The organism is Leisingera sp. ANG-Vp (assembly GCF_000813725.1).
In the GTDB taxonomy this organism is placed as follows: Bacteria; Pseudomonadota; Alphaproteobacteria; order Rhodobacterales; family Rhodobacteraceae; genus Leisingera.
This window is the reverse complement of record NZ_JWLD01000054.1, coordinates 1-21,540: the sequence shown is the minus strand read 5'-3', so window position 1 is coordinate 21,540 and position 21,540 is coordinate 1. Positions and strand designations below refer to the sequence as shown.

The following is a 21,540-nucleotide window of genomic DNA, read 5'->3' as shown; positions in this document are numbered from 1 at the left end:
GGAAAATGCTATTGACGCAGGCGCCACGCGGATCACGGTGGAGATTGCCGACGGCGGCAAGACACTGATCCGGGTGACAGATGATGGCTGCGGTATGACGCCGGAGGATCTGCCATTGGCGCTAAGCCGCCATGCCACCTCCAAGATCGATGGTTCCGACCTGCTGAACATCCACACGTTCGGCTTTCGCGGCGAGGCGCTGCCTTCTCTGGGAGCAGTCGGGCGGCTGACGATCACCAGCCGGGCGCAAGGGCATGAGGCGGCGCAGATCCGGGTCGCCGGCGGCAGGCTGGAACCGGTAAAGCCGGCGGCTTTGCGCGCGGGTACCATTGTCGAGCTGCGCGATCTGTTCTTTGCAACGCCTGCGCGGCTCAAATTCATGCGCACCGACCGGGCCGAGGCACAGGCGATTGGCGACACCGTGAAACGCCTGGCAATGGCAGAGCCGTCGGTTGGCTTTACCCTGCGGGATGTGTCCGGCGGCGGCGAGGGGCGGGTGGCCTTCCGGGCCGATCCGCTTTCGGGAGATCTGTTTGATGCGCTGCACGGGCGGCTGGCTTCGGTTCTGGGGCGTGAGTTTGCCGAGAACGCGCTGAAGATAGATGCCGCGCGGGAAGGGATCCGGCTTTACGGCTACGCGGCGCTGCCGACCTATTCGCGCGGTGCTGCGGTGGCGCAGTTTCTGTTTGTGAACACGCGTCCGGTGAAGGACAAGATGCTGACCGGCGCATTGCGCGCAGCTTACTTTGATTTTCTCAGCCGTGACCGGCACCCGGCGGCGGCGCTGTTCATTGACTGCGACCCGCAGCTGGTCGACGTGAACGTGCATCCAGCAAAGTCCGAGGTGCGCTTCCGTGATCCCGGGCTGGCGCGCGGGCTGATTGTGTCTTCCCTGCGCCACGCGCTGGCGGAGGCCGGTCATCGCGCCTCATCCACTGTGGCGGGTGCGACGCTGGGGGCGATGCGGCCGGAACAGCCCACCGCAAGCGGCGCGCCGCGGATCTATCAGATGGACCGGCCCTCTTATGGCGCACGTCACGCCTCTTACGCGGCGCAATCCCCCGGCTTGCCGCAAGCGGCGGCCGAGGCTGCGCCGCCACCGGCAGGCTTTGCGGAACTGGCCGGCGCCTACAGCGGCCGGGTGACGGAAGCCCCGGAGGAGTCAGCGGTTTCTATGGCCCCGGGTCAGCCGCCGGATGCGCCTGAATCCTCCGCGCCCGGGGCCGAATCTCTGCCGCTGGGGGCGGCACGCGGCCAGGTGCATGAGAACTACATCATCGCTCAGACTGCTGACGGCATGGTGATTGTCGATCAGCATGCGGCTCATGAGCGGCTGGTCTATGAAAAACTGAAACGCCAGATGGTGGAAAACGGCGTTGCCGCGCAGGCCTTGCTGATTCCGGAGATTGTCGAGCTCAGCGATAATGACTGCGCCTGCCTGCTGGGCGTGGCGGAGGAACTGGCCAAGTTCGGTCTTGGCATCGAAGCGTTTGGCGGCAATGCCGTGGCAGTGCGCGAAACTCCGGCGATCCTGGGCGAAGTCAACGCCGAGGCGATGATCAAGGACATCCTGGATGAGTTGTCGGACCAGGGCGAAAGCCAGCTGGTGCAGGCCAAGATTGAGGCTATCCTGAGCCGGGTGGCCTGCCATGGCTCAATCCGTTCCGGCCGCCGGATGAGGGGCGAGGAGATGAACGCGCTTTTGCGGGAAATGGAGGCAACGCCCCATTCAGGTCAGTGCAACCATGGCCGCCCCACCTATGTGGAATTGAAACTGGCAGACATCGAGCGCCTGTTCGGGCGCAGCTGAACAAGAACCCCCGCCAAAAGGGAGGACGAGCAGTGACATTGGAACAGGCTTTGACACCGGAGCAGGCTCTTTGGGTCATCTACGGGCTGGCAGCATTGACGGCGCTTCTGGCTTTGGCGGGGCTGCGGCTGCGCGGGCACAGCCGCCGGCTGGAGCAGGCCAATGCTGACCTGCGCAGCCATAATTCGGGACTGAAGGCTGAAGTAGCCCGGCTGCCGGAACTGGCAGATGAGCTGACGACCTTGCGCCGGGTGCATGAGAATGAGCGCGCTGCCCGCTATCAGGCTGAGGCCCAGGTGCAGGCGCTGAAGGCAGAGCACGCGGCGCGGCTGGATGAGCTGAACCATATGAACCAGCAGATGGAACACAAGTTTGCCTCGCTGGCCACCGGCGTGCTGAAGCAGAACTCCGAAAGCTTCCTGAGTCTGGTCAGCGAGAGGTTTCAGGCGCATAGCAAGTCGGCGGATGCGGATCTGGCCAAGCGCCACGCGGCGATTGAAAGCCTGGTGAAGCCGCTGGACCAGAAACTCGGCCAGTTCGGAGAGCGGATCAAGGAGATCGAACAGGCCCGCAACGAGGCCTATGGTGCGATCAAGGCCCAGGTGAAACACTTGGCGGAGGGTCAGGCGGCGCTGGGCGGCGAGACCCGCAAGCTGGTGCAGGCCTTGCGGGCGCCCAAGACCCGGGGCCGCTGGGGCGAGATGCAGCTGCGTCAGGTCTTTGAGATGGCCGGCATGGCCGAACATGTGGACTACGAGCTGGAAAAAAGCGTCGCCACAGACGAGGGCCAGCGCCGCCCCGATGCGGTGGTGCGCATTCCCGGCGGCAAGAGCATCGTGGTGGACGCAAAGACACCGCTGGAAGCTTACTTGGATGCACTGGAGGCGGAAACGCCGGACGCTCAGCAGGCCGCGCTGGCACGCCACGCTGGCCATGTGAAAACCCATGTCCGCCAGCTGGCCTCCAAATCCTACCAAAGTGCGCTGGGGGAAACCCCGGACTTTGTGGTGATGTTTATCCCTGGCGAGACTTTTGTTTCGGCAGCTGCCGAGGCGGATCCGGGGCTGATCGAATATGCCTTTGAAAACAGAGTGCTGATTGCCACACCCACGACGCTGATGGCACTGGTCAAGTCCATTGCCTATGGCTGGCAGCAGGAGAAGATGGCTGAAAATGCTGTCGAAGTGCAGAAGACTGCCAAGGAACTCTACGACCGCCTTTCGACCTTCTCCAAGAATTTGGCTTCTGTTGGCAAGTCGCTGTCGTCTTCGGTGAATAATTACAACAAGGCAGTCGGCTCGCTGGAAGCGCGGGTGCTGCCCTCGGCCCGCAAGTTCGAGGCGATGGGAGTGGTGGCGCAGGGGGCCGAAATGGAAGAGCCCGGCCAGGTGGAGACGGAACCGCGGCAGATGGCGCTTCTGGCGGAGGAATAGATGCGGCTTCCGCTGGTTCAGCAGGCGGGCGGCCTGGGTGAAGCCGCGCTGCTGCGCGCGGCAGAGGTCGAAGCCGAACGCATTGTAGCGCTGCTCAGGATAGCTGTTTCGGCCGGGCTGCTGGCAGCGCTGGTGCTGGCGGTCGATGCTGTGCAAACGGTGGATCAGGACTATCTTTGGCATCAGATCGGGCTGGCAGCGGCGATGCTGCTGGCATACATGGCTGTCGGAATCCTGAGCTTCGCGGCGATCCGCAAAGATGTGTTCCGGCGCTGGATGATCTGGGCGGCGGTCACCGCGGATTGCGTTTTCCTGTTTCTGAATTCCTGGCTGTCGCTGGTGAATTCCAGCCTCTCGGGCGATGTTGTCTTTGCTATGCCCTCGGCCTGGATGGCGCCGCTGGTGCTGGCCTTTGGCGTGCTGCGGTTCAATCCGCTGCTCTTGGCCTACCAGGTGGTGCTGGTGGCGGCGGGCTTTGTCTGGCTAGTGTTCTGGGAGCCTGCAACCCTGTCTGCTGAGGCGGTCCAGCGGGTGAATGTCGCAATGGCAACGCCGCCCAACCTGATGCGCGTGCTGATGATTTCGCTGGCTGGGCTGGTGCTGCTGGTGGCGGCGCTGCGGATGCGGGGGCTGCTGCACCGCTCGCTCGAAGAGGCGCGCCAGAAGGCCAATCTGACCCGCTACCTGCCGGCCCAGCTGGCAGGCCGCCTGGCGGGCGGCGGGCTGGCGGCGCTGCAGGAAGGGCGGCAGCAGAAGATGGCGGTGCTGTTCATCGACATCCGCGGCTTTACCAGCTGGTGCGAAGGGCGCGCACCGCAGGAGGTGAGCCGGCTGATCACGGAATTCCGGAGCCGGGTTGAAGAAGTGGCCGGGAAGAGTGGCGGCCTGATTGACAAATACATCGGCGATGCGGCGATGATCCTGTTTGAGGGCAGAAACGGTGCGGCGCAGGCATTGGACTGCGCTGAGGGGCTGCTGGTGGAAATGGAAGATTGGCGGCAGGCCCGGGAACAGGCTGGGGAAGCAGGCCTCGGTGCCGGGATCGGTGTGCATTGGGGGGAGGTGTTCTCGGGGGTGACCGGAACACCGGAACGGCTGGAATACTCGGTGTTCGGCGACACGGTGAACACCGCGGCGCGGCTGGAGCAATTGACCAAGGCGCAAGACCTGGCTCTGATTGCCTCGGCTTCGGTGCTGGAGGCGGCCAGGGCAGAGCCCGCGCGCGAGGGCTGGTCTGCGCTGCCGCCGGAGATTTTGCGCGGGCGCCGCAGCGGACTCGCCCTTTTCGGGAAGGCGCACGGCTGAGCGGCGCTCCATTTGCCCCAGATCAAAGACTTAGGCGTTTTGCCTGCTGTTTGATATGCTGAGGCAGCGAACAGAAGGAATGGAGCAATGCTGGAGATCTCAGTCCGCAAGGTGGCACAGGTGGCAATGATGGCCCGCGAGCTGGGCCGGGCTGAGGGAGAACTGCGTGCCTTCATCGACCGGATGGGCGAGGATCAGCAGGCGGAACTGGTTGGCATCATGTGGGTGGGACGCGGCAGTTTCGAGCCGGAGGAACTGGGCGAGGCGATATATACCGCCCGCCAGGAGGCCACGACACCTACTTCCGATTACCTGATCGGCACACCGCATCTGGCGGATAATCTGGAGGCCGGATTGGACGCGCTGGGTATCGACGTGCATGATGTCGAGGATGACGTCATCGGCCGGTGAAGGCCGGTCAAGCCGCAGGGCTGTTTGTAATCTGAACGACGAAGGGCGCCGCAGAAAGGGCGCCCTTTTGCTTTGGTGCGGATCAGGCTTTGCTGTCGACGATCTCAAGATGCTGGGCCAGTTTGCCGATTTCGCCCATCCATTTTTCGACCAGGCCCAGATCGCTTGGTGCGGCGTGCACACCGGCTGCGATCTTGCCGTTCATCGCGGCCTCGATGGCGAAGGAAACCGGGTAGGAGACCAGGCGCGCCATGGCAGTGCCGCGCTCGTCGCCCCAGGCGTCCATCACATAGGTCTTGTGCCAGGCCTCGGTGCCGTCCCTTTCGGCTTTGAGGCCGACGCAGAGAACTACCCGGTCCGGCTCGCCTTCGTCATAGGCGTTCTCGGCCCAGAACTGGTCGGACATTTCCTTTAGGCGGGCATCGCCTTCGGGGCCTTCCAAAGTTTCGACTTCTTTGAAGACATCAGCCCAGGCGTCGGCCCAGCCGTTGAGGCGCAGGGTGCCGCGGACAAACTCTTTTACTTTCCAATCCTCGCCGAACTCATACTGGCCCATGAAGGGGATCGAGTCGCGGTTCGGGTAGACTTCAAAGCTTTCAGGTGCTGGCAGCGGCGCCTCATAGGATGAGATCGCGTCCCAGGGGCGGGCAACGTCCAGTTCCTTGAAATCGCGGATCGACTTGGAGGGCGAGCGCAATGCCTTCAGCACACCGAGCGGCGACCAGCTGAACTTGTAGCGGAAGGGGTTCGGGGTCTTCGGGATGCCGCCGCAATAAGAAATGAAGCTGATCTCATTGGCCGCGTCAAAAGCTTCGGAGGCCTTATAGTCCTCGACAAGCGCATGGGCCATCAGGTGGTCGATGCCCGGATCGAGGCCGACCTCGTTGATCAGGCAAACGCCTGCGTCTTTTGCCTTCTGGTCCAGCGCGCGCATTTCCGGCGCGATGTAGGAGGACGACACGAAATGCGCACCGTGCTCGATCGCCAGTTCGGCTAGCGGCACGTGCCAGTCGCCGGGCAGCATTGAGACGATGACGTCATGCGGGCTCAGCATCTGGCCGAGGTTGGCGATGCTGAAGGCGTGAATGTTGGTGGTCAGGTCGCCGACGGCTTCGCGGGCTTTGTCGGTGGTCCGGTTCCAGACCGCCACGTCGTGGCCTGCTTCCAGCAGGCGGCGCAGGCCGGGGATTGCGGAGAGGCCGGTGCCGCACCAGTGAATAGTCATGAGAAGTCTCCCTTATCCGAATTTGAGTTTGGCCGCGACAATCACCAGAACGGCGGTCACGGCGCAGATATTTGCCAGGATCAGCGGCCAGTCGCCGACCATCAGCCCATAGGCCAGCCACAGCGAGACGGTGGCCAGGAACATCAGGTTCGAGGGCAGCGACAGGCCGGAGGTGTCGCGGGAGGCCCAGGCCTTGTAGGCCTGAGGGATCCAGCAGACGGTACCGAGAAAAGCCGCCAGATAGCCGACGTAGGGTGCGATCATTCGGGCAGATGCTCCAGGAAAGTGGCTTTGGCCCGGCCCCAGACGCCGCTTTCCAGATCCGTCAGGGTCTGCAGCGAAGGAAGAAGCTGGGCCGCGTAGTCCTCGGAGCTTTCCACTGGCAGCATCGAGGGCAGGTTGTCGATCGCCATCACATCGAGCACCGGGCTGTCTGCCACCCGCAGGGCGGGGGCGTCCCAAGTGGTGGCGCGGTCATAGACCGGCACCGGGTTGTAATCGCTGTCCGGGTCGCAGGCGACATCGCCAATGGCCGTGAGCCGGCGGTCCGCACCAAGCGCCTCGCGCGGGACAAACACCGGCGTGCCGGGGCGGGCAAAGATGCAGTTCAGGAACAGGTCATGGTTCAGGATCTCCGGGAAGGGGCCGCCGCTTGCGGTCTCTGCCATGTCCCACTTGGTCACTTTCACGCCCATCGCCTCGCAGAGGTCGGCAGCGCCGGTGCCGACGCGTCCAAGCGCGCCAATGACGATGGCGGAGGGGCGGTCTGCGTTCAGGGCATCCAGTTCAGCGCCGAGATCGGCGAGCAGCGCGTCCTTGCCGCCGTAAACGCCGACCGGACCGCACAGCGCGCCGTGCTGCTGGGCGGCCCAGGATTTCAGGGTGACGGCTGCGCCCGCATAGCCTGCCCAGTATCCAAAGGCCGCAACCCGGCGGCCGGTCTCGTCTACCAGATATTCCAGATCATAGAGGGTGCCGCCGCCGGCCTTGAACCGTTCCAAGAGCGCTTTGCCGGAGTGCTGGCCTTTGAAGGCATGGCCGAACATGATGTGGCGGTGCGGCAGCGGGGTGCCGTCCTCGGGCAGTTCCTTGAGGCCGAAGATGATCGCATCCGCAGGCGCCTGAGGCCAAGAATTCTCAGGCGCAACTTCGCAACCTGCGTCGATGTAGCCCTGCAGCGGGATTGCCCGCACCGAGCTTTCCTCGACCGTGACCTTGATGCCGCCTGCCAGCAGCGCCTTGGCGCCTTCGGGGGTGAGGCCCACCCGTTCTTCATTGGGGCGCTGTTCGGCCCGTACCCATAGATGCGTCATCGTCATGTCCTTCAAAGCATTCCCTTGGCATAGACCGCACGCACGGATTCGCGCTGTTCCATTGCCGTCATGAAATTCTGGATTTTGGGGAAGTCGGCGACGGTCACGCCGTCGCCTTCCAGCCAGGTGCAGATGGTGTAGAGGTAGCAATCGGCGATGCTGACCTCTTCGCCCAGCACAAATGGCCCGCGCAGGCCTGCCCGGCTGAGGTAATCGCAGGAGGCTGCCATGGTCTGCGGCACCATCTTCTGCATGTCTTTCCAGCTGGAGCGTTCCTTGGCCCAGCGGTGGCCGCGCTTTCTGTGGGCGTGGTTCACATGCATGGTGGAGGCAAGATAGAACATCACTTCGCGCATCCGCGCCAGAAGCACCGGATCCTGCGGGCGCAAGGACGCTTCCGGTGCCATGTCGGCGATGTATTCCAGCAGCGCGCCGGTTTCGGTCAGAATGCCGCCCTCAACTGCCAGCGCCGGCACCCGGCCCTTGGGGTTGATCTGGGCGTAAGCGGCGCCGGCCTGTTCCTTGGCAGCAAAGTCGACTTTGACGGTCTCGTATTCGATGCCGGCTTCTTCCAAAGCGATGGCCACCGCGACCGAGATGGTATTGGGGGCGTAATAGAGCTGCATGTCTTTTCCTCCCTCAGGGTGTTCAGAGATGTGTCTGGGCAAAATGCCGGTCCGGCGCTTCCAGATGCGGCACCGCGTTGAACAAAACCGGGCTCCAATGATCGCCGATGGGAAACAGCCGGTGCATGGACGTGTTCATGATTGCCAGTGCAGCGCGTGCCATGGCGGCGGTATCCAGTCCCATGGCCTGCCGAAGTGCCATCGAAATCAGCCCGCCCGAGGTGACCACCAGTGCCGGGCCGCTGCCAGCTGCGATCTCGTCCAGCGCTTGCCGGGTGCGGGTTTCGAACTCGTTCCAGCTCTCGTAGGGATCAGCAATCTCATCTGCGGCCCAGGCGGCAAAGACCTTGGGCAGGTGGTCCACGAAACCTTCGCGCTCTTCCGGGACGGGCAGACCGTGCTGGTCGCGCATCGCTTCGGCGAGGGTGAAATATTCCATTTCATTGAGGCGGGCGTCCTGAACGACGTCCGTGTAGCCCATGGACGCCGCAGTCTCGATGTGGCGGGTCAGGGTGCCGCAGTAGATCCGCGGGTGGTGCGCGTTGCTGGAGCGCAGATGCTCGCCCAGCCAGGCCGCCTGCTGGTGGCCCAGATCGCTGAGGCGGTCATAGCTGGCCTCGTCCCTGGCGCCGGTGTTGGCCTGGCCGTGGCGGATCAGCGTGATGTGGGACATGGCGCGGCAGCTCCGTTGTTACCGGGGGAGTCTTAGGGGAGGTTCCAGGCAGAGGGAAGAGAGGGTTTGGCGCTGCACTTATCAATTTGATTGTGGGCGGCTCAATCATGTCGCAGTGTGCGGCAGACAGTTTGGAGACTTCCGATGCCCCTTGATCCTCAGCGCTTTCTCGGCGACCTGCATAAGCTGCGCAGTTTTGGCGCCTCTGGCGTGGGCAAGGGGGTGGTGCGGCAAGCCTATTCAGAGGCGGATATCGCGGCGCGCAAATGGCTGGCCGGGCGGATGAAAGAGGCCGGTTTAGAGCCGCATTTCGACCCGCTGGGCAATTTGTTCGGCTTGGCTGGAACGGCCGGAGCGCGCAGCCTGCTGGTGGGCTCGCACAGCGACAGCCAGCCCGAGGGCGGCTGGCTGGACGGGGCACTGGGGGTGATTGCCGGGCTGGAAGTCGCCCGTGCTGCCAGGGAGGCAGGCGGGCCGCCCATCTCCTGCGTCAGTTTCCAGGACGAGGAGGGGCGGTTCGGGGTGCTGACCGGCTCGGACATCTGGTCAGGCAAGCTGGCGCTGGAGGAGGCTGACGGTTTCCTGGATACCCGCGGGAACACCCTGGCGGCAATGCGCGCGCAGATGGCGGATATGGCGGCGGATTTCCTGCCGCATGCGCGGTTCAGCGGCTTTCTGGAAATGCACATCGAGCAAGGCCCGTATCTGGACGAGACCGGCGGCAGGATCGGAGTGGTGACGGATATTGTCGGCATACGGGATATGCGGATCAGTTTTGAGGGCCGCCAGAACCATGCGGGCACCACGCCGATGCATTTGCGCCAGGATGCGTTTCAGGCGCTTTCTGCCTTTAACTCCGCGCTGAACGGCCGCTTTGCCAATGTGGTGACTCCTGCCACGGTTTGGACCATTGGCCATGTTGCTCTGCATCCCAACGCGTCTTCGGTGGTTCCGGGGCGGGTGGACTTCTCCATGCAGTGGCGCGATGCCGATGCGGAGCGGCTGGCCCGCATGGGCGGCATAATCCGGGAGACAGCACTGGAGGTTGCTGAGGACTTTGGCGTGCGGTCTGAACTGGGGCCGGTTATGGGTATCGAACCGGCGGCAATGGATCAGCGCTTTCAGGCGGAGTTGAGCGCAGCGGCTGAGGCACTGGCGCCGGGCAATTGGCGGAAAATGCCCTCAGGCGCGCTGCATGATGCGGCTAATATGGCCACGGTGATGCCAGCAGGGATGCTGTTTGTGCCCTCGATCGGCGGCATCAGCCACGCCTTTGATGAGGACACGGAAGAAGCGGATCTGGCGCTTGGCCTGCAAGTTCTGGATCGCGCGGCCCGGGCGCTGGCGGGGTGAGGCGCTGGCGGGGCGTGCTCCCGCCTGTTCCAGGGCATTCTTGGAATGCCCCTCACAGTTGGGCCGGGCGCCGCTGGCGCGGCGCGGCTCAGGCCCGGTCGTAGCCGCGTTTGAGCATGCGGTTGCGGTGCTTATCTGCGGCGAGCGACGCTTCGCGCAGGTTGCCGTAGATGCTGATGGCGGTTTGCCCGTTGCCGCCCGCAATGCCCCATTCCCTCAGGACGGAAACCTCCGAGAACAGGTTCATCGCCAGTTCGATGCGGTAGAACCGCGACGGGCGCGCAGGGGTTTGGCGGTAGAGCAGACAGGTAGCCATGGCCCGAGTCTAGGGCAAGCGAATCGCTTGGACAAGAAACTCTATGCTGTGCCCAGCAGCGTGAGTCCCAGCAGGGCGGTGGAGAGCGCTGCCACGGCAAATGCGGCAGTGCGCAGGACCGGAATGCCAATTGCATAGATGATGTAATGCGCCACCATCCCAAAGAAGTAGGCAGCTGCAAGTGTGCCGGGCTGCTCTTCTGCGGGCAGAATGATGGAAGCCAGAATGGCCAGCGGCGCAAAGGCAGCAAAAAGCTCGACCCCGACAATATGCGCCCGGTGCGCGCGCTGGGCCCAAAGGGATTGCGGCAAATCGCTGGGGCCGGGGTTGGCCATGGCGCCCATCAGCCCGCGCACCAGTACCCTGTCGAGAATGTAAGGCAACCAGGCCAGCGCCACCCACAGCCCCGAAAGGGCGGTAAAATACTGCAACTGCGTCATCTTTCGCTCCTTCTGTCTAATCAGGTTGAGCGTAGCGCAGAGACGGTTTTTTTCTACTTTCGCGGCGCTAGGCCCAATCCACATCTCCCAGAAAGATGTAACCCGCACCGTAGATTGTCTTGATCAGCCGCGGATTTTTGGGGTCTTCACGCAGCTTGGTGCGCAAGCGGGAGATGCGCACGTCCATGGCGCGGTCAAAGCTGTCGCCGGCCGCACCGCCAAGCGCCTCCTGCATCTGGGCGCGGGAGATCAGCCGTTTCGGGCTGTCCAGGAACAGCCGCAGCACTTCACCCTCGGCGTGGGAGAAAGGGGTCTCGGCGCCCTGGTCGTCTTCCAGCACGTAGCGGTCGAAATGGGCGGTCCAGCCGGAAAACTGCGCGGTATCGCCGGCGGGCGCTGCGGTGCGCGGCCCGCTGCGCAGCCGGGCACGGACGCGGGCAACCACCTCAGCCGGGTCAAAGGGTTTGGTGATGTAGTCGTCAGCGCCAAGCTCCAGTCCGGTCACCCGGTCCTGCACCTGGGCGCGGCCGGAGATGATGATAACTGCGGCACCTTGCTCCAATGCCAGCCGGTGCACCAGTGCCAGCCCGTCGGTGTCGGGCAGCGACAAATCCACCAGGCAGACATCGGGAGTGACCCGGTTCAGCGCCGCCTCGAATTCGCGGGCGCGGGCAAAGCTTTGGGTGCGGAAGCCTGCGTCCTCCAGCGTCTCGGTCAGGATCTGCCGGATTTCCGGTTCGTCATCCAGAATGGTGACCAGGGGCGATGTCATGCGGCGGGCTCCGGTTTGATCAGCTCGGACAGCTGGTTCGTGGTGAAAGGTTTGCGCAAAACCGGGCCGCATTTCAATGCCTTGCGAAACAAAGGGTCGCTAACGGGCAGCGAGGTCATCAGGATGCAAGGCAGGCCGGAGCCGTCGAGGCGGGCGGCAAGGTCAATACCGGTTGCCTCGCCTTCCAGCTTAATATCCGAAAGCACCAGCGCGATGTCCGGCAGATCGGCGGTAAGAGCGGAGGCCTCGTCGACGCTGGCAGCCTCGATCACCGTGTAACCGAGGTCGATCAGCATGTCGCGGAAAGTAGCGCGCAGCTCCTCGCTGTCCTCGACCAGCAGCGCCATGCCGCCCTTGGCGTCCGGGGCCAAACGGTAGGGCAGGCGCAGGGTGACTGCAGCGCCGGAGACGCCATTGCGGATCCGCATGTCGCCGCCGGCCAGCTTGGCCATGTCGTAAACCATCGGCAGGCCAAGGCCGGAGCCTTCGCTGCCCTTGGTGGTGAAGAAGGGATTCAGCGCCTTTTCCAACGCTTCGGGCGAGAAGCCGGGTCCGGTGTCGGACACCGTGATTTCAACCCAGGTCTGGCCAACCGCATGGGCACTGACGGTGATCTGGCCGGTGGTGCCGCAGGCATCACGGGCATTCAGGATCAGGTTCAAAAGCGCGTCCTGCAGCTTGCCGCTGTCCAGCAGCAGTACCTCGTCACGCATGTTGTCGAGGATGCTGAGGCCGATGCCCTGCGGCAGCGAAGGAGAGGCCAGGATTTTCAGCTCGCCCAGCAAAGTGTGCATGTCGGTGGCCTGCGGGCGCAGGGTGCGCTGGCCGGTCATCTCGGCAATCCGGTTCAGCAGCCGGCCGCCGCGGCGTGCGGCTGACAAGGTGCCTTGGACCAGTTCGGCAGAGGCTGCGTCGAGCACTGTCTTTTCCAGCTTGCCCTGCATGCCGAGGATGATGGTCAGCAGGTTGGAGAAGTCATGCGCCAGGCCGGAGGTCATCTGCGCCGCCATCTCGCGGCGCCGCGCCTGCTGCAGCGCAACGCGGGCCTGGGTTTCCTCGGTCACATCCATCGACAGGATGTAGACGCCGCCATGCTGATCGGGGGTGAAGGCGACCCGGATGCGGCGGCTGCCATGGCTTTCGGTGAATTCGAACACCGGACTGCCGCCTTTGTAGGCGGCCAGAAGGTGCGGCTCGATGCGTTCGAATGCAGTCTCTCCCAAAGCATCGGCGATATGCATGCCCAGGATGTCCGAGGGGCGGCTGGGAAACACTGAGCTGAGGCGGCGGTTGGTGTAGGTGTAATAGCCGTCGGCATCTACATGGGCGATATGGGCCGGCATCATCTCGGTCGTGAGGCGGGTGCGGCCCTCGATCTCGGTCAGCTGCCGCTTGGCCTCTTCCAGCGCGGTGTTGGTGGCTGCAAGCTGGCGGTTGGCAGCTGAGAGTTCTTCGGTGTGAGCGATCAGCTTCTCCGACAGTTCTTCCGAGCGGGAACGCAGCAGCTGCTCGGCGCGCTTGGTGCGGGTGATGTCAGTATAAACCGTGACCCAGCCGCCCTGCGGCAGCGGCGAGCCCTCGATGGAGATCATCTGCCCGTTGGGGCGCTCGCGCTCCAGATAGTGGGGGACAAAGTCCAGCGCCTGGTCGACGCGGGTCTGCACAATGGCCTCGATGTCCGATTCCGGGGCGTACTCGCCGTTCTCGGCAAGAAAGCGGATGGTGTCGGCAAAGGAGGCACCGGGCTGCACCAGATCGTCCGGCAGGTTGAACATCTCCTGGAAGCGGCGGTTGCACACGGCCAGCCGCAGGTCGTTGTCATAGATCGACAGCGCCTGGGCGATCAGGTTCAGCCCGGCGGTGGTCATGGCGGCGCGTTGCTTGCTGGTTCTGTCCATGGTCTCTCCCGTCTCATGGCTAGCACTGCGGCAGCAAACGGGCAAATTGCCATTCCGCCGCGCGTGGCAAGCTGCCGCGGCGTCAGATGTGTGATCACCTTCTGATTGCTGCCGCTGCAAACGGCAGCGGAGATGCCGGATTTCTTTTTCTCCGGTGCTTGCCATGATACCAGCGATTCGAGTTTCCGCCCGTTTGTGCGCATCCCGCGCGAATGTCTGGCGGTCTTGCCGGCGCCGTGCAGGAATTCTTTGTGCAGAGCTGCTGGAGGCAAGCGTAACAGCCAGTAAAACAAGGGGAAGTTCGCTGTTACAATTCGTAAGATTTGGGAAAACATCAGGAAAAAGTTGACGGGCTAGCATATGGGCGTCCCTAATCGGGGCCAGAGCCGCGGACAGCGGCCAGTCCGGCAGCAACGCCGGAAAGGGAGGAGAGAAAGTTGGCTCAGATGCAGATGGGCGCCGAAGGGATGCAATCCCTGCCGGCGCTGCTTCAACGCAATGCGGCGCAATTCGCAGACGCGCCGGCCTACCGGGAAAAGGAATTCGGCATCTGGCAGTGCTGGTCCTGGTCCGAGACGGCAAAGGAAATCGAGGCGCTGGCGCTGGGGCTCATCAACCTTGGCGTGAATGAAGGCGATTTTGTCGCCATCATCGGCCGCAACCGCCCCTACCTCTACTGGTCGATGGTTGCCGCCCAGGCTGTGGGCGCCATTCCGGTGCCGCTTTACCAGGACGCGGTGGCCGAGGAGATGGCCTATGTGCTGGGCCACTGCGGCGCGCGCTTTGTCATTGCGGGCGACCAGGAGCAGGCTGACAAGGTCATCGAGATCCAGGATCAGCTGCACCAGTTCGAGCATATGATCTATCTCGATCCGCGCGGTATGCGGAAGTACGACCACACGCAGCTGCATCAGTTCTCTCATGTTCAGGATCAGGGCCGGGCGGCCTATGACGAGCTGATTGGCGAGCTGAACACGCGCCGGGGTAAACTGACCTACGACAGCACTTGCGTGATGCTCTACACCTCCGGCACCACCGGCAAGCCCAAGGGCGTGGTGCTGTCGAACCGGAACGTTATCGAAAGCGCCAAGAACTCGGCCGAGTTCGACCATCTGACCAAAGGCGAGAACATCCTCTCCTACCTGCCGATGGCCTGGGTGGGGGACTTCATCTTCTCAATCGGGCAAGCCTATTGGTGCGGCTTCTGCGTTAACTGCCCCGAAAGCGCGGGCACCATGATGACCGACCTGCGCGAGATCGGCCCGACCTATTTCTTCGCCCCGCCCCGGGTGTTCGAAGGCCAGCTGACCAATGTGATGATCCGGATGGAGGACGCCGGCGCCCTGAAGCGCAAGATGTTCCACCACTTCCTGGCTCACGCCAAGAAGGTCGGCGGCGACATTCTGGACGGGCGTCCGGTTGGCCTGATGGACCGGCTGAAATACGCACTGGGCAATGTGCTGGTCTACGGTCCGCTCAAAGACACGCTGGGCTATGGCCGCATCCGCGTGGGCTACACCGCGGGTGAGGCGATCGGGCCGGAGATCTTTGATTTCTACCGTTCGCTGGGGATCAACCTGAAGCAGCTTTACGGCCAGACCGAGGCAACCGTATTCATCACCGTGCAGCCGGATGGCGAGGTCCGGGCGGATACCGTTGGCGTCCCGGCCCCGGAGGTCGAGATCAAGATCGACGACAATGGCGAGATCCACTACCGCTCGCCGGGCACCTTCGTGGAGTACTTTAACAATCCGGACTCTACAGCTTCGACCAAGGATGCGGAGGGCTGGGTCGCCACCGGCGACGCAGGCTTCTTCGAGGAAGGTTCGGGCCATCTGCGGATCATCGACCGTGCCAAAGACGTGGGCAAGATGGCCTCAGGTGCGATGTTTGCGCCCAAGTATGTGGAAAACAAGCTGAAATTCTACCCGGACATTCTGGAGGCGGTGCTGTTCGGCAATGGCCGCGACCGTTGTGTGGCCTTTATCAACATCGATCTGACGGCGGTGGGCAATTGGGCGGAACGCAACAATATCGCCTATGCTTCCTACCAGGAGCTGGCCGGGCATCCGCAAGTGCTGCAATCGATCCGCGAGCATGTGACGGCGGTGAACCAGTCGGTGGCGGAAGATGAGATGCTGTCAGGCTGCCAGGTGCACCGCTTTGTGGTACTGCACAAGGAGCTGGATGCCGACGACGGGGAAATGACCCGCACCCGCAAGGTGCGCCGCCGCATCGTCGAGGAGAAATTCGCCGATATCATCACCGCGCTCTATGACGGTTCTGAGCAGATTTCGACAACCACGGAAGTGACTTACGAGGATGGCCGCAAGGGCTCCATCAGCGCGACGCTGAGCATTGTCGATGCGGATGTAAGGCCGGCAGCCATTCACAAGGTGGCCGCGGAATGATGCACGTGTTTCCGGAACATTTCCCGCCCCGTGCCGGGCAGGCCGGGAGGGTTTCAGACCAGATCGGGGTTGAGCCCGGGGTGGAAGGCCGTGTGCACCACCTGCTGGATCTTGAAGGGGGAACTGAACCCATGTGTCTGCTCGATAATCGAGGCCAGGCTTTCGGACTGGCTGAGGCCCATTTCCCTGCACTCGATGGCCATCTTCAGAAGGCAGGAATGCTCGAGTTCGCCAAACATTGTTTCGATCTCCTTGCTGCTCGTTTTTCACAAGTATCGCATGGAAACCTTAAAATTTCTATGTGGCAAAATAATGGAGGCCGTTGTTATGCTTGACAATTCCTTAAGCTACGTGACCGACGACGGCCGGACCATCGGCGGCGTGGTGATGGAGATGAAGAATATCACTCTGCGCTTCGGCGGCGTGGTGGCGATCCAGGACATCTCCTTTGACATCCGCGAAGGAGAAATCCGCGCGATTATCGGCCCGAACGGCGCCGGCAAGTCCTCGATGCTGAACGTGATCTCCGGGTTTTATGTGCCGCAGGAAGGCGAAGTGCTGTTTCATGGCAAGCGCCGCCCGCCGATGCGCCCCTATGAGGTGGCCCGCCAGGGCATCGCCCGCACCTTCCAGAACATTGCGCTGTTCGAAGGTATGAGCGTTTTGGACAACGTCATGACCGGCCGTCTCAACTATATGAAAACAGGCCTGTTTTCGCAGGCGCTGTGGAAGGGCAAGGCGGAGAAGGAAGAGACCGAGAACCGCGAGGTGGTCGAGAAGATCATCGACTTCCTGGAGATCCAGCACATCCGCAAGACGCCGGTTGCCCGGCTGCCTTACGGCCTGAAGAAACGGGTCGAGCTGGCGCGCGCGCTGGCGGCGGAACCCAAGCTGTTGCTGCTGGACGAACCGATGGCCGGCATGAACGTCGAGGAGAAGGAGGACATGTCCCGCTTTATCCTGGATGTGAACGACGAATTCGGCACCACCATTGCCTTGATCGAGCATGACATGGGCGTGGTGATGGACCTCTCCGACCGGGTTGTGGTGATGGACTACGGCAAAAAGATCGGCGACGGCACCCCGGATGAGGTGCGCAACAACCAGGATGTGATCGACGCTTACCTGGGGGTCAGCCATGACTGATCCTCAGTACAGCACGCCCCGACGCCGGAGGGGTGACATCCGTACACCCCTTGTGCACCGCCTGTGCACCGCCGCAGCGCAGAATTCCGAGGAGAGCCTCTAATGCCTGAACAACTCGTCTTTGCGATGGAAGTGACGCTGAACGGCCTGATGGCGGGCGTGCTTTATGCGCTGGTCGCGCTGGGGTTTGTCCTGATCTACAAGGCCTCCGGCATTTTCAACTATGCCCAGGGCGTGATGGCGCTGTTTGCGGCGATGACGCTGGTCGGGATCATGCAGGGGCAGGTGCCCTTTGCGCATCTGATCAATGCGATGTTCGGCAGCCACGTGCATCACTTCGGCTGGAATGTCCCGGCGGTGCTGGCGATTGCAGTGACGGTCGGAGTTATGGTGCTGCTGGCCTGGCTGGTGCAGGTGCTGGTGATGAAGCATCTGGTGGGTCAGGAGCCGATCATCCTGTTCATGGCCACCATTGGCCTGGCCTATTTCCTGGAGGGCGTTGCCGACCTGATGTGGGGCTCTGAGATCAAGACGCTGGACGTGGGCCTGCCGCAGGGCATCAACCTGTGGATCGACGAGAGCACCTACAACATCTTCGGCTACGGCTTCTTTATCGACAATCTGGACATCGTGGCGACCGTGATTGCGGCGCTGCTGGTGGCCGGGCTGGTCTGCTTTGCCCAGTACACCAAGCAGGGCCGGGCGATGCGCGCGGTGGCGGATGATCACCAGGCGGCGCTGTCGGTTGGCATCTCGCTGAATTTCATCTGGGTGCTGGTGTGGTCGGTTGCAGGCTTTGTGGCGCTAGTTGCGGGCATCGTCTGGGGCACCAAGTCCGGCGTGCAGTTCTCGCTGTCGCTGATTGCGCTGAAGGCGCTGCCGGTTCTGATGCTGGGCGGCTTCACCTCGATCCCTGGCGCCATTGTCGGCGGGCTGATCATCGGTGTGGGCGAGAAGCTGTTCGAATTTGCCATCGGCCCGATGGTCGGCGGCGCAACTGAGAACTGGTTTGCCTATGTGCTGGCGCTGATCTTCCTGGTGTTCCGCCCGCAGGGTCTGTTCGGGGAGAAGATCATTGAACGGGTCTGAGGCGCATATGGCCTGCGGCCTGGCGGTTCAGCCTTCGAGCTTGCGGAAGGCGGCGACCACTATGCCCGCAAAGATGCAGGTGACCAGCGTGAAGGCGGTGGTCAGGTCGCCGATCAGCTGCCCGGCAATGAAGGTCAGAAGCCCGGCTGCGCATAAACCGATCAGCATCAGTCCCCAGGGACCGGGTGCTGCAGAGGATGCTCTGCGCTTCGGCTTCTCGAATTCGAATGGCGGCAGCACGGTTGCATCCTCGACCGACTCCAGCAGCCGCCCCTTGGCCGCAGCATATTCGGACGCTGAGATTTCACCTTTCTCCCGGGCAGCCTCCAGCCGCCGGACTTCCTCCAGAATTGCGGTCATTGGTTCCACTCACTTTACCCAGGAACAGGGTGGCAAAAAGAAGTGGGCAAAATGTGTCCAAACCCGGATTTCTGCCAAAGTGGTTAACGGCGGAGGCCTGGAATGAACAAGGCAATCGCCATCATCAACGTGATTGCCTGGGCAGGGTTCTGGGCCTTTGGGTTCCTGGCGCTGACGGCGGAGGGATACACGGAGGCGCAGCTAGTGACTGCTGCCCTGCTGGCGGCCTCGGGGCTGATCACCGGCATCATCGCCTATCTGCGGCTGGTGCGCGGCAGCGAGCAAAGCGGCTATGCAAAGCCCTCGGCCCGGATGACCCGCGCACAGCGCGAGGCGGCACAGGCGCAATGGGGGCAGATCGAATGAACCCTAGCGCTACCGACAATACAGACGCCCGCACCGGGGCCCGTTTGAACAAGAAAGGGAGCATCTGAGACATGTTCTACCGTGAAGCCGGGGATTTCAAAGTCTCCTATGCCGATGACAGCCAGACCTTCCCGATCAAGTTCGACCGTTACCGGTACTACGTGGTGCTGGCGGTGGCCTTTGGCCTGATCCCGTTCCTGATCAACGACTACTGGGCCAATGCAATCCTGCTGCCGTTCCTGATCTATTCGATTGCAGCGATCGGGCTGAACATCCTGGTGGGTTATTGCGGCCAAGTGTCCTTGGGCACAGGCGGGTTCATGGCTGTGGGGGCCTATGCCTGCTACAAGCTGATGACCGCTTTCCCGGAAGTCAGCATGTTCATTCATGTGATCCTGGCAGGCGGCATAACCGCGCTGGTCTGCGTGCTGTTCGGTCTGCCGTCCTTGCGCATCAAGGGGTTCTACCTGGCGGTGGCAACGCTGGCGGCGCAGTTCTTTCTGGTGTGGCTGTTCAACCGGGTGCCGTGGTTCTACAACTACTCGGCCTCGGGTCAGATCAATGCGCCGGAGCGTGACACTTTCGGCATCATTGTGACCGGACCCAATGCCTCGGCCTGGGCGACCTATCTGTTCTGCCTGATCTTTCTGGCCGTCTGCGCATTGATTGCCCGCAACCTGACCCGCGGCACCGTCGGGCGCAGCTGGATGGCGATCCGTGATATGGACATCGCGGCCGAGATCATCGGGGTGAACCCCTTGAAGGCCAAGCTCACTGCCTTTGCGGTCTCGGGCTTCTTCATTGGGATTTCCGGCGCGCTGTTCTTTGCCATCTACCTGGGCGCAGTTGAAGTCGGCGAGGCCTTTGGCATCACCAAGTCGTTCCTGGTGCTATTCATGGTGATCATCGGCGGTCTGGGGTCGATCTTCGGCTCTTTCGCGGGCGCGGCGTTCCTGGTGCTGCTGCCGGTGGTGCTCAAGGTCGTGGGTGTGGACCTGCTGAACTGGCCGACAGATATCGTGGCGCATTTCCAGCTGGTTATCGTTGGCGCGCTGATTGTCTTCTTCCTGATCGTGGAGCCGCACGGGCTGGCACAGCTGTGGCGCGTCGCCAAGGAGAAACTGAGACTGTGGCCCTTCCCGCACTAAGGGGAGGCGCGGAAACCTGCGGGGAGAATAGCAAGACCATCCCCCGTATTTCGAGAACATCGGACAAAACCAAGGGAGGATATAAGCCGATGAAAAAGACACTGACCACTCTGGCGCTGGGCGCCGCGATGGCTGCAGGTCCGGCGATGGCGGATCTGGTGTTCCCGGATCTCAGCTACCGGACCGGGCCTTATGCCGCGGGCGGCATCCCGTTCTCGGACGGCTACAACGACTATTTCACTCTGCTGAACGAGCGCGATGGCGGCATCGGCGGTGTTCCGGCCCGGGTGATCGAATGCGAGACCGGGTACAACACCGAGAAGGGTGTGGAATGCTATGAGGCGACCAAGGGCGAAGGCGCGCTGGTCTATCAGCCGCTGTCCACCGGCATCACCTATCAGCTGATCCCCAAGGTGACTGCGGACGGTATCCCGCTGCACACCATGGGCTATGGCCGTACCTCGGCGGCGAACGGCGAAGTGTTCAGCAATGTGTTCAACTATCCGGCCAACTACTGGAACGGTGCATCCGGCGCGGTGAACCATCTGCTGGAAATCAACGATGGCAACATCAGCGGCAAGAAGGTGGCGCTGGTCTACCACAACTCGGCTTACGGCAAGGAGCCGATCCGCACGCTGGAGGAGCTGTCCAGCAAGCATGGTTTTGAGCTGACCCTGCTGCCAGTGGACCACCCGGGCCAGGAGCAGAAATCGCAGTGGCTGCAGATCCGCCGCGAGAAGCCTGACTATGTGGTGATGTGGGGCTGGGGCGTGATGAACCAGGTTGCGGTTCAGGAAGCTGCCAACATCCGTTTCCCGATGGAGAACTTCATCGGTGTCTGGTGGTCCGGTGCCGAGTTTGACGTGGAGCCCGCGGGCGCCAAGGCAACCGGTTACAAGGCGCTGACCTTCACCGGCTTGGGCAAGGATTACCCTGTCTACGATGACCTGCAGAAGTTTGTCGTCGACTCGGGCAAGGCGTCTGGCGCCGGCGACCAGCTTGGCTCTGTGCAGTACAACCGTGGCCTTTATGCAGCGATGCTGGCGGCTGAAGCCGCAAAGACCGCGCAGGAGATGCATGGAACCGGAGAGATCACTGCTGCGATGATGCGCGACGGCATGGAGGCGCTGGAAATGACCAACGCCAAGATGGAAGCGCTGGGCATGTCCGGCTTTGGCCCAGAGTTCAAGGTCAGCTGCGACAACCATGGCGGCCCCGGCCTGGTCGGTGTGGTGCAATGGGATGCAGGCACCAAGACCTGGAACGCGATCTCCGATTTCAAGCCGACCGACGGCGAGGTGATCGGCAAGCTGATCGACGAGGACTCGGCGGCCTATGCGGCTGAGAACAACATCGAGCCCCGCTGCAAATAAGGGCTTTGCGGTCCCGCTTTGGCGGGGCCGGGAGCAAATGGTGCGGCGGGGAGCCGCCGCACCGCGCGACAC

The 21,540-nt window shown here is 62.6% G+C and carries 22 protein-coding genes; 11 read left to right on the top strand and 11 right to left on the bottom strand.

Annotation, left to right across the window (positions count from 1 at the left end):
* From mutL to RA20_RS17585, 4 genes are all read left to right on the top strand, one after another.
* Positions 1-1,810: DNA mismatch repair endonuclease MutL (gene mutL, locus RA20_RS17600; RefSeq protein ID WP_039131706.1), on the top strand; the 1,810-nt coding region annotated here is incomplete at its 5' end.
* A gap of 32 nt (positions 1,811-1,842) precedes the next feature.
* Positions 1,843-3,243: a DNA recombination protein RmuC gene (locus tag RA20_RS17595; protein WP_241482281.1), complete on the top strand. Its 1,401-nt coding sequence runs from the start codon at positions 1,843-1,845 to the stop codon at positions 3,241-3,243.
* Complete coding sequence (locus tag RA20_RS17590) at positions 3,244-4,548, top strand: adenylate/guanylate cyclase domain-containing protein (protein ID WP_052249051.1); 1,305 nt, start codon at positions 3,244-3,246, stop codon at positions 4,546-4,548.
* An 87-nt stretch (positions 4,549-4,635) separates the two neighbouring features.
* The gene (locus RA20_RS17585; protein WP_039131704.1) at positions 4,636-4,959 is read left to right on the top strand and encodes a DUF3775 domain-containing protein; all 324 of its coding nucleotides are present in this window, start codon (positions 4,636-4,638) and stop codon (positions 4,957-4,959) included.
* 82 nt (positions 4,960-5,041) lie between these two features.
* On the opposite strand, the gene RA20_RS17580 is transcribed toward RA20_RS17585, so the two are convergent.
* Genes RA20_RS17580 through RA20_RS17560 form a run of 5 tightly spaced genes read right to left on the bottom strand, consistent with a single transcriptional unit; the run spans position 5,042 to position 8,796 of the window.
* Positions 5,042-6,184 (bottom strand): saccharopine dehydrogenase family protein, encoded by a 1,143-nt coding sequence (locus RA20_RS17580; RefSeq protein ID WP_039131701.1) that lies wholly within the window; start codon positions 6,182-6,184, stop codon positions 5,042-5,044.
* A gap of 12 nt (positions 6,185-6,196) precedes the next feature.
* Positions 6,197-6,448 (bottom strand): SemiSWEET family sugar transporter, encoded by a 252-nt coding sequence (locus tag RA20_RS17575; protein WP_039131699.1) that lies wholly within the window; start codon positions 6,446-6,448, stop codon positions 6,197-6,199.
* A complete protein-coding gene (locus RA20_RS17570) occupies positions 6,445-7,497 on the bottom strand; it encodes a saccharopine dehydrogenase (protein ID WP_039131696.1) in 1,053 nt (350 codons plus the stop codon). The genes RA20_RS17575 and RA20_RS17570 overlap by 4 nt, the downstream gene beginning before the upstream one ends.
* 11 nt (positions 7,498-7,508) lie before the next feature.
* A complete protein-coding gene (locus RA20_RS17565; protein ID WP_039131692.1) occupies positions 7,509-8,123 on the bottom strand; it encodes a glutathione S-transferase family protein in 615 nt (204 codons plus the stop codon).
* Between the two features lie 22 nt (positions 8,124-8,145).
* A complete protein-coding gene (locus RA20_RS17560; RefSeq protein WP_039131690.1) occupies positions 8,146-8,796 on the bottom strand; it encodes a histidine phosphatase family protein in 651 nt (216 codons plus the stop codon).
* A 144-nt stretch (positions 8,797-8,940) separates the two neighbouring features.
* Between RA20_RS17560 and RA20_RS17555 the strand changes: the two genes are divergently transcribed.
* Positions 8,941-10,149: a hydantoinase/carbamoylase family amidase gene (locus tag RA20_RS17555; RefSeq protein WP_039131688.1), complete on the top strand. Its 1,209-nt coding sequence runs from the start codon at positions 8,941-8,943 to the stop codon at positions 10,147-10,149.
* An 88-nt stretch (positions 10,150-10,237) separates the two neighbouring features.
* Here RA20_RS17555 and RA20_RS17550 read toward each other — a convergent pair whose 3' ends face one another.
* The 4 genes from RA20_RS17550 to RA20_RS17535 all read right to left on the bottom strand — a co-directional run bounded on the left by RA20_RS17550 (position 10,238) and on the right by RA20_RS17535 (position 13,575).
* Positions 10,238-10,465 carry a WGR domain-containing protein gene (locus RA20_RS17550; protein ID WP_039131685.1) on the bottom strand — a complete coding sequence of 76 codons (228 nt, stop codon included), beginning with the start codon at positions 10,463-10,465 and terminating at the stop codon, positions 10,238-10,240.
* Positions 10,466-10,506: 41 nt separating this feature from the next.
* Positions 10,507-10,905: an MAPEG family protein gene (locus tag RA20_RS17545; protein WP_039131683.1), complete on the bottom strand. Its 399-nt coding sequence runs from the start codon at positions 10,903-10,905 to the stop codon at positions 10,507-10,509.
* A gap of 67 nt (positions 10,906-10,972) precedes the next feature.
* A complete protein-coding gene (locus RA20_RS17540) occupies positions 10,973-11,677 on the bottom strand; it encodes a response regulator transcription factor (RefSeq protein ID WP_039131681.1) in 705 nt (234 codons plus the stop codon).
* On the bottom strand, positions 11,674-13,575 hold the full coding sequence (locus RA20_RS17535; protein ID WP_039131679.1) for a hybrid sensor histidine kinase/response regulator: 1,902 nt from the start codon (positions 13,573-13,575) through the stop codon (positions 11,674-11,676). Before RA20_RS17535 ends, RA20_RS17540 begins: the two co-directional genes overlap by 4 nt.
* A 446-nt stretch (positions 13,576-14,021) precedes the next feature.
* Here RA20_RS17535 and RA20_RS17530 point away from each other — a divergent pair, with 446 nt between their 5' ends.
* Positions 14,022-15,986: an AMP-binding protein gene (locus tag RA20_RS17530; protein ID WP_039131676.1), complete on the top strand. Its 1,965-nt coding sequence runs from the start codon at positions 14,022-14,024 to the stop codon at positions 15,984-15,986.
* Positions 15,987-16,039: 53 nt separating this feature from the next.
* Here RA20_RS17530 and RA20_RS17525 read toward each other — a convergent pair whose 3' ends face one another.
* Positions 16,040-16,225, bottom strand: coding sequence for a hypothetical protein (locus tag RA20_RS17525; protein WP_039131673.1), 186 nt, complete (start codon positions 16,223-16,225; stop codon positions 16,040-16,042).
* A gap of 88 nt (positions 16,226-16,313) precedes the next feature.
* Here RA20_RS17525 and RA20_RS17520 point away from each other — a divergent pair, with 88 nt between their 5' ends.
* Together RA20_RS17520 and RA20_RS17515 are read left to right on the top strand one after the other, a co-directional pair.
* Positions 16,314-17,132, top strand: coding sequence for an ABC transporter ATP-binding protein (locus tag RA20_RS17520; protein ID WP_039131711.1), 819 nt, complete (start codon positions 16,314-16,316; stop codon positions 17,130-17,132).
* Positions 17,133-17,234: 102 nt separating this feature from the next.
* The gene (locus RA20_RS17515) at positions 17,235-18,221 is read left to right on the top strand and encodes a branched-chain amino acid ABC transporter permease (protein ID WP_039131671.1); all 987 of its coding nucleotides are present in this window, start codon (positions 17,235-17,237) and stop codon (positions 18,219-18,221) included.
* Between the two features lie 27 nt (positions 18,222-18,248).
* Here RA20_RS17515 and RA20_RS17510 read toward each other — a convergent pair whose 3' ends face one another.
* On the bottom strand, positions 18,249-18,581 hold the full coding sequence (locus tag RA20_RS17510; protein ID WP_039131669.1) for a hypothetical protein: 333 nt from the start codon (positions 18,579-18,581) through the stop codon (positions 18,249-18,251).
* Between the two features lie 102 nt (positions 18,582-18,683).
* Between RA20_RS17510 and RA20_RS17505 the strand changes: the two genes are divergently transcribed.
* The 3 genes from RA20_RS17505 to RA20_RS17495 all read left to right on the top strand — a co-directional run bounded on the left by RA20_RS17505 (position 18,684) and on the right by RA20_RS17495 (position 21,468).
* Positions 18,684-18,947, top strand: a complete 264-nt coding sequence (locus RA20_RS17505; RefSeq protein WP_039131666.1) for a hypothetical protein — start codon at positions 18,684-18,686, stop codon at positions 18,945-18,947.
* Between the two features lie 71 nt (positions 18,948-19,018).
* Positions 19,019-20,095, top strand: a complete 1,077-nt coding sequence (locus RA20_RS17500) for a branched-chain amino acid ABC transporter permease (RefSeq protein ID WP_039131664.1) — start codon at positions 19,019-19,021, stop codon at positions 20,093-20,095.
* 89 nt (positions 20,096-20,184) lie between these two features.
* The gene (locus RA20_RS17495) at positions 20,185-21,468 is read left to right on the top strand and encodes an ABC transporter substrate-binding protein (RefSeq protein ID WP_039131661.1); all 1,284 of its coding nucleotides are present in this window, start codon (positions 20,185-20,187) and stop codon (positions 21,466-21,468) included.
* Positions 21,469-21,540: the final 72 nt, after the last annotated feature.

What these genes read in the sequence shown, in the direction of transcription:
- RA20_RS17520 (WP_039131711.1), top strand. Translation starts at nt 16,314, where the DNA reads ATGCTTGACAATTCCTTAAGCTACGTGACCGACGACGGCCGGACCATC.
- RA20_RS17580 (WP_039131701.1), bottom strand. Translation starts at nt 6,184, where the DNA reads ATGACTATTCACTGGTGCGGCACCGGCCTCTCCGCAATCCCCGGCCTG.
- RA20_RS17575 (WP_039131699.1), bottom strand. Translation starts at nt 6,448, where the DNA reads ATGATCGCACCCTACGTCGGCTATCTGGCGGCTTTTCTCGGTACCGTC.
- RA20_RS17560 (WP_039131690.1), bottom strand. Translation starts at nt 8,796, where the DNA reads ATGTCCCACATCACGCTGATCCGCCACGGCCAGGCCAACACCGGCGCC.
- RA20_RS17550 (WP_039131685.1), bottom strand. Translation starts at nt 10,465, where the DNA reads ATGGCTACCTGTCTGCTCTACCGCCAAACCCCTGCGCGCCCGTCGCGG.
- RA20_RS17500 (WP_039131664.1), top strand. Translation starts at nt 19,019, where the DNA reads ATGTTCTACCGTGAAGCCGGGGATTTCAAAGTCTCCTATGCCGATGAC.
- RA20_RS17515 (WP_039131671.1), top strand. Translation starts at nt 17,235, where the DNA reads ATGCCTGAACAACTCGTCTTTGCGATGGAAGTGACGCTGAACGGCCTG.
- RA20_RS17530 (WP_039131676.1), top strand. Translation starts at nt 14,022, where the DNA reads ATGCAGATGGGCGCCGAAGGGATGCAATCCCTGCCGGCGCTGCTTCAA.
- RA20_RS17585 (WP_039131704.1), top strand. Translation starts at nt 4,636, where the DNA reads ATGCTGGAGATCTCAGTCCGCAAGGTGGCACAGGTGGCAATGATGGCC.
- RA20_RS17525 (WP_039131673.1), bottom strand. Translation starts at nt 16,225, where the DNA reads ATGTTTGGCGAACTCGAGCATTCCTGCCTTCTGAAGATGGCCATCGAG.
- RA20_RS17565 (WP_039131692.1), bottom strand. Translation starts at nt 8,123, where the DNA reads ATGCAGCTCTATTACGCCCCCAATACCATCTCGGTCGCGGTGGCCATC.
- RA20_RS17505 (WP_039131666.1), top strand. Translation starts at nt 18,684, where the DNA reads ATGAACAAGGCAATCGCCATCATCAACGTGATTGCCTGGGCAGGGTTC.
- RA20_RS17545 (WP_039131683.1), bottom strand. Translation starts at nt 10,905, where the DNA reads ATGACGCAGTTGCAGTATTTTACCGCCCTTTCGGGGCTGTGGGTGGCG.
- RA20_RS17570 (WP_039131696.1), bottom strand. Translation starts at nt 7,497, where the DNA reads ATGACGCATCTATGGGTACGGGCCGAACAGCGCCCCAATGAAGAACGG.
- RA20_RS17535 (WP_039131679.1), bottom strand. Translation starts at nt 13,575, where the DNA reads ATGGACAGAACCAGCAAGCAACGCGCCGCCATGACCACCGCCGGGCTG.
- RA20_RS17540 (WP_039131681.1), bottom strand. Translation starts at nt 11,677, where the DNA reads ATGACATCGCCCCTGGTCACCATTCTGGATGACGAACCGGAAATCCGG.
- RA20_RS17590 (WP_052249051.1), top strand. Translation starts at nt 3,244, where the DNA reads ATGCGGCTTCCGCTGGTTCAGCAGGCGGGCGGCCTGGGTGAAGCCGCG.
- RA20_RS17555 (WP_039131688.1), top strand. Translation starts at nt 8,941, where the DNA reads ATGCCCCTTGATCCTCAGCGCTTTCTCGGCGACCTGCATAAGCTGCGC.
- RA20_RS17510 (WP_039131669.1), bottom strand. Translation starts at nt 18,581, where the DNA reads ATGACCGCAATTCTGGAGGAAGTCCGGCGGCTGGAGGCTGCCCGGGAG.
- RA20_RS17495 (WP_039131661.1), top strand. Translation starts at nt 20,185, where the DNA reads ATGAAAAAGACACTGACCACTCTGGCGCTGGGCGCCGCGATGGCTGCA.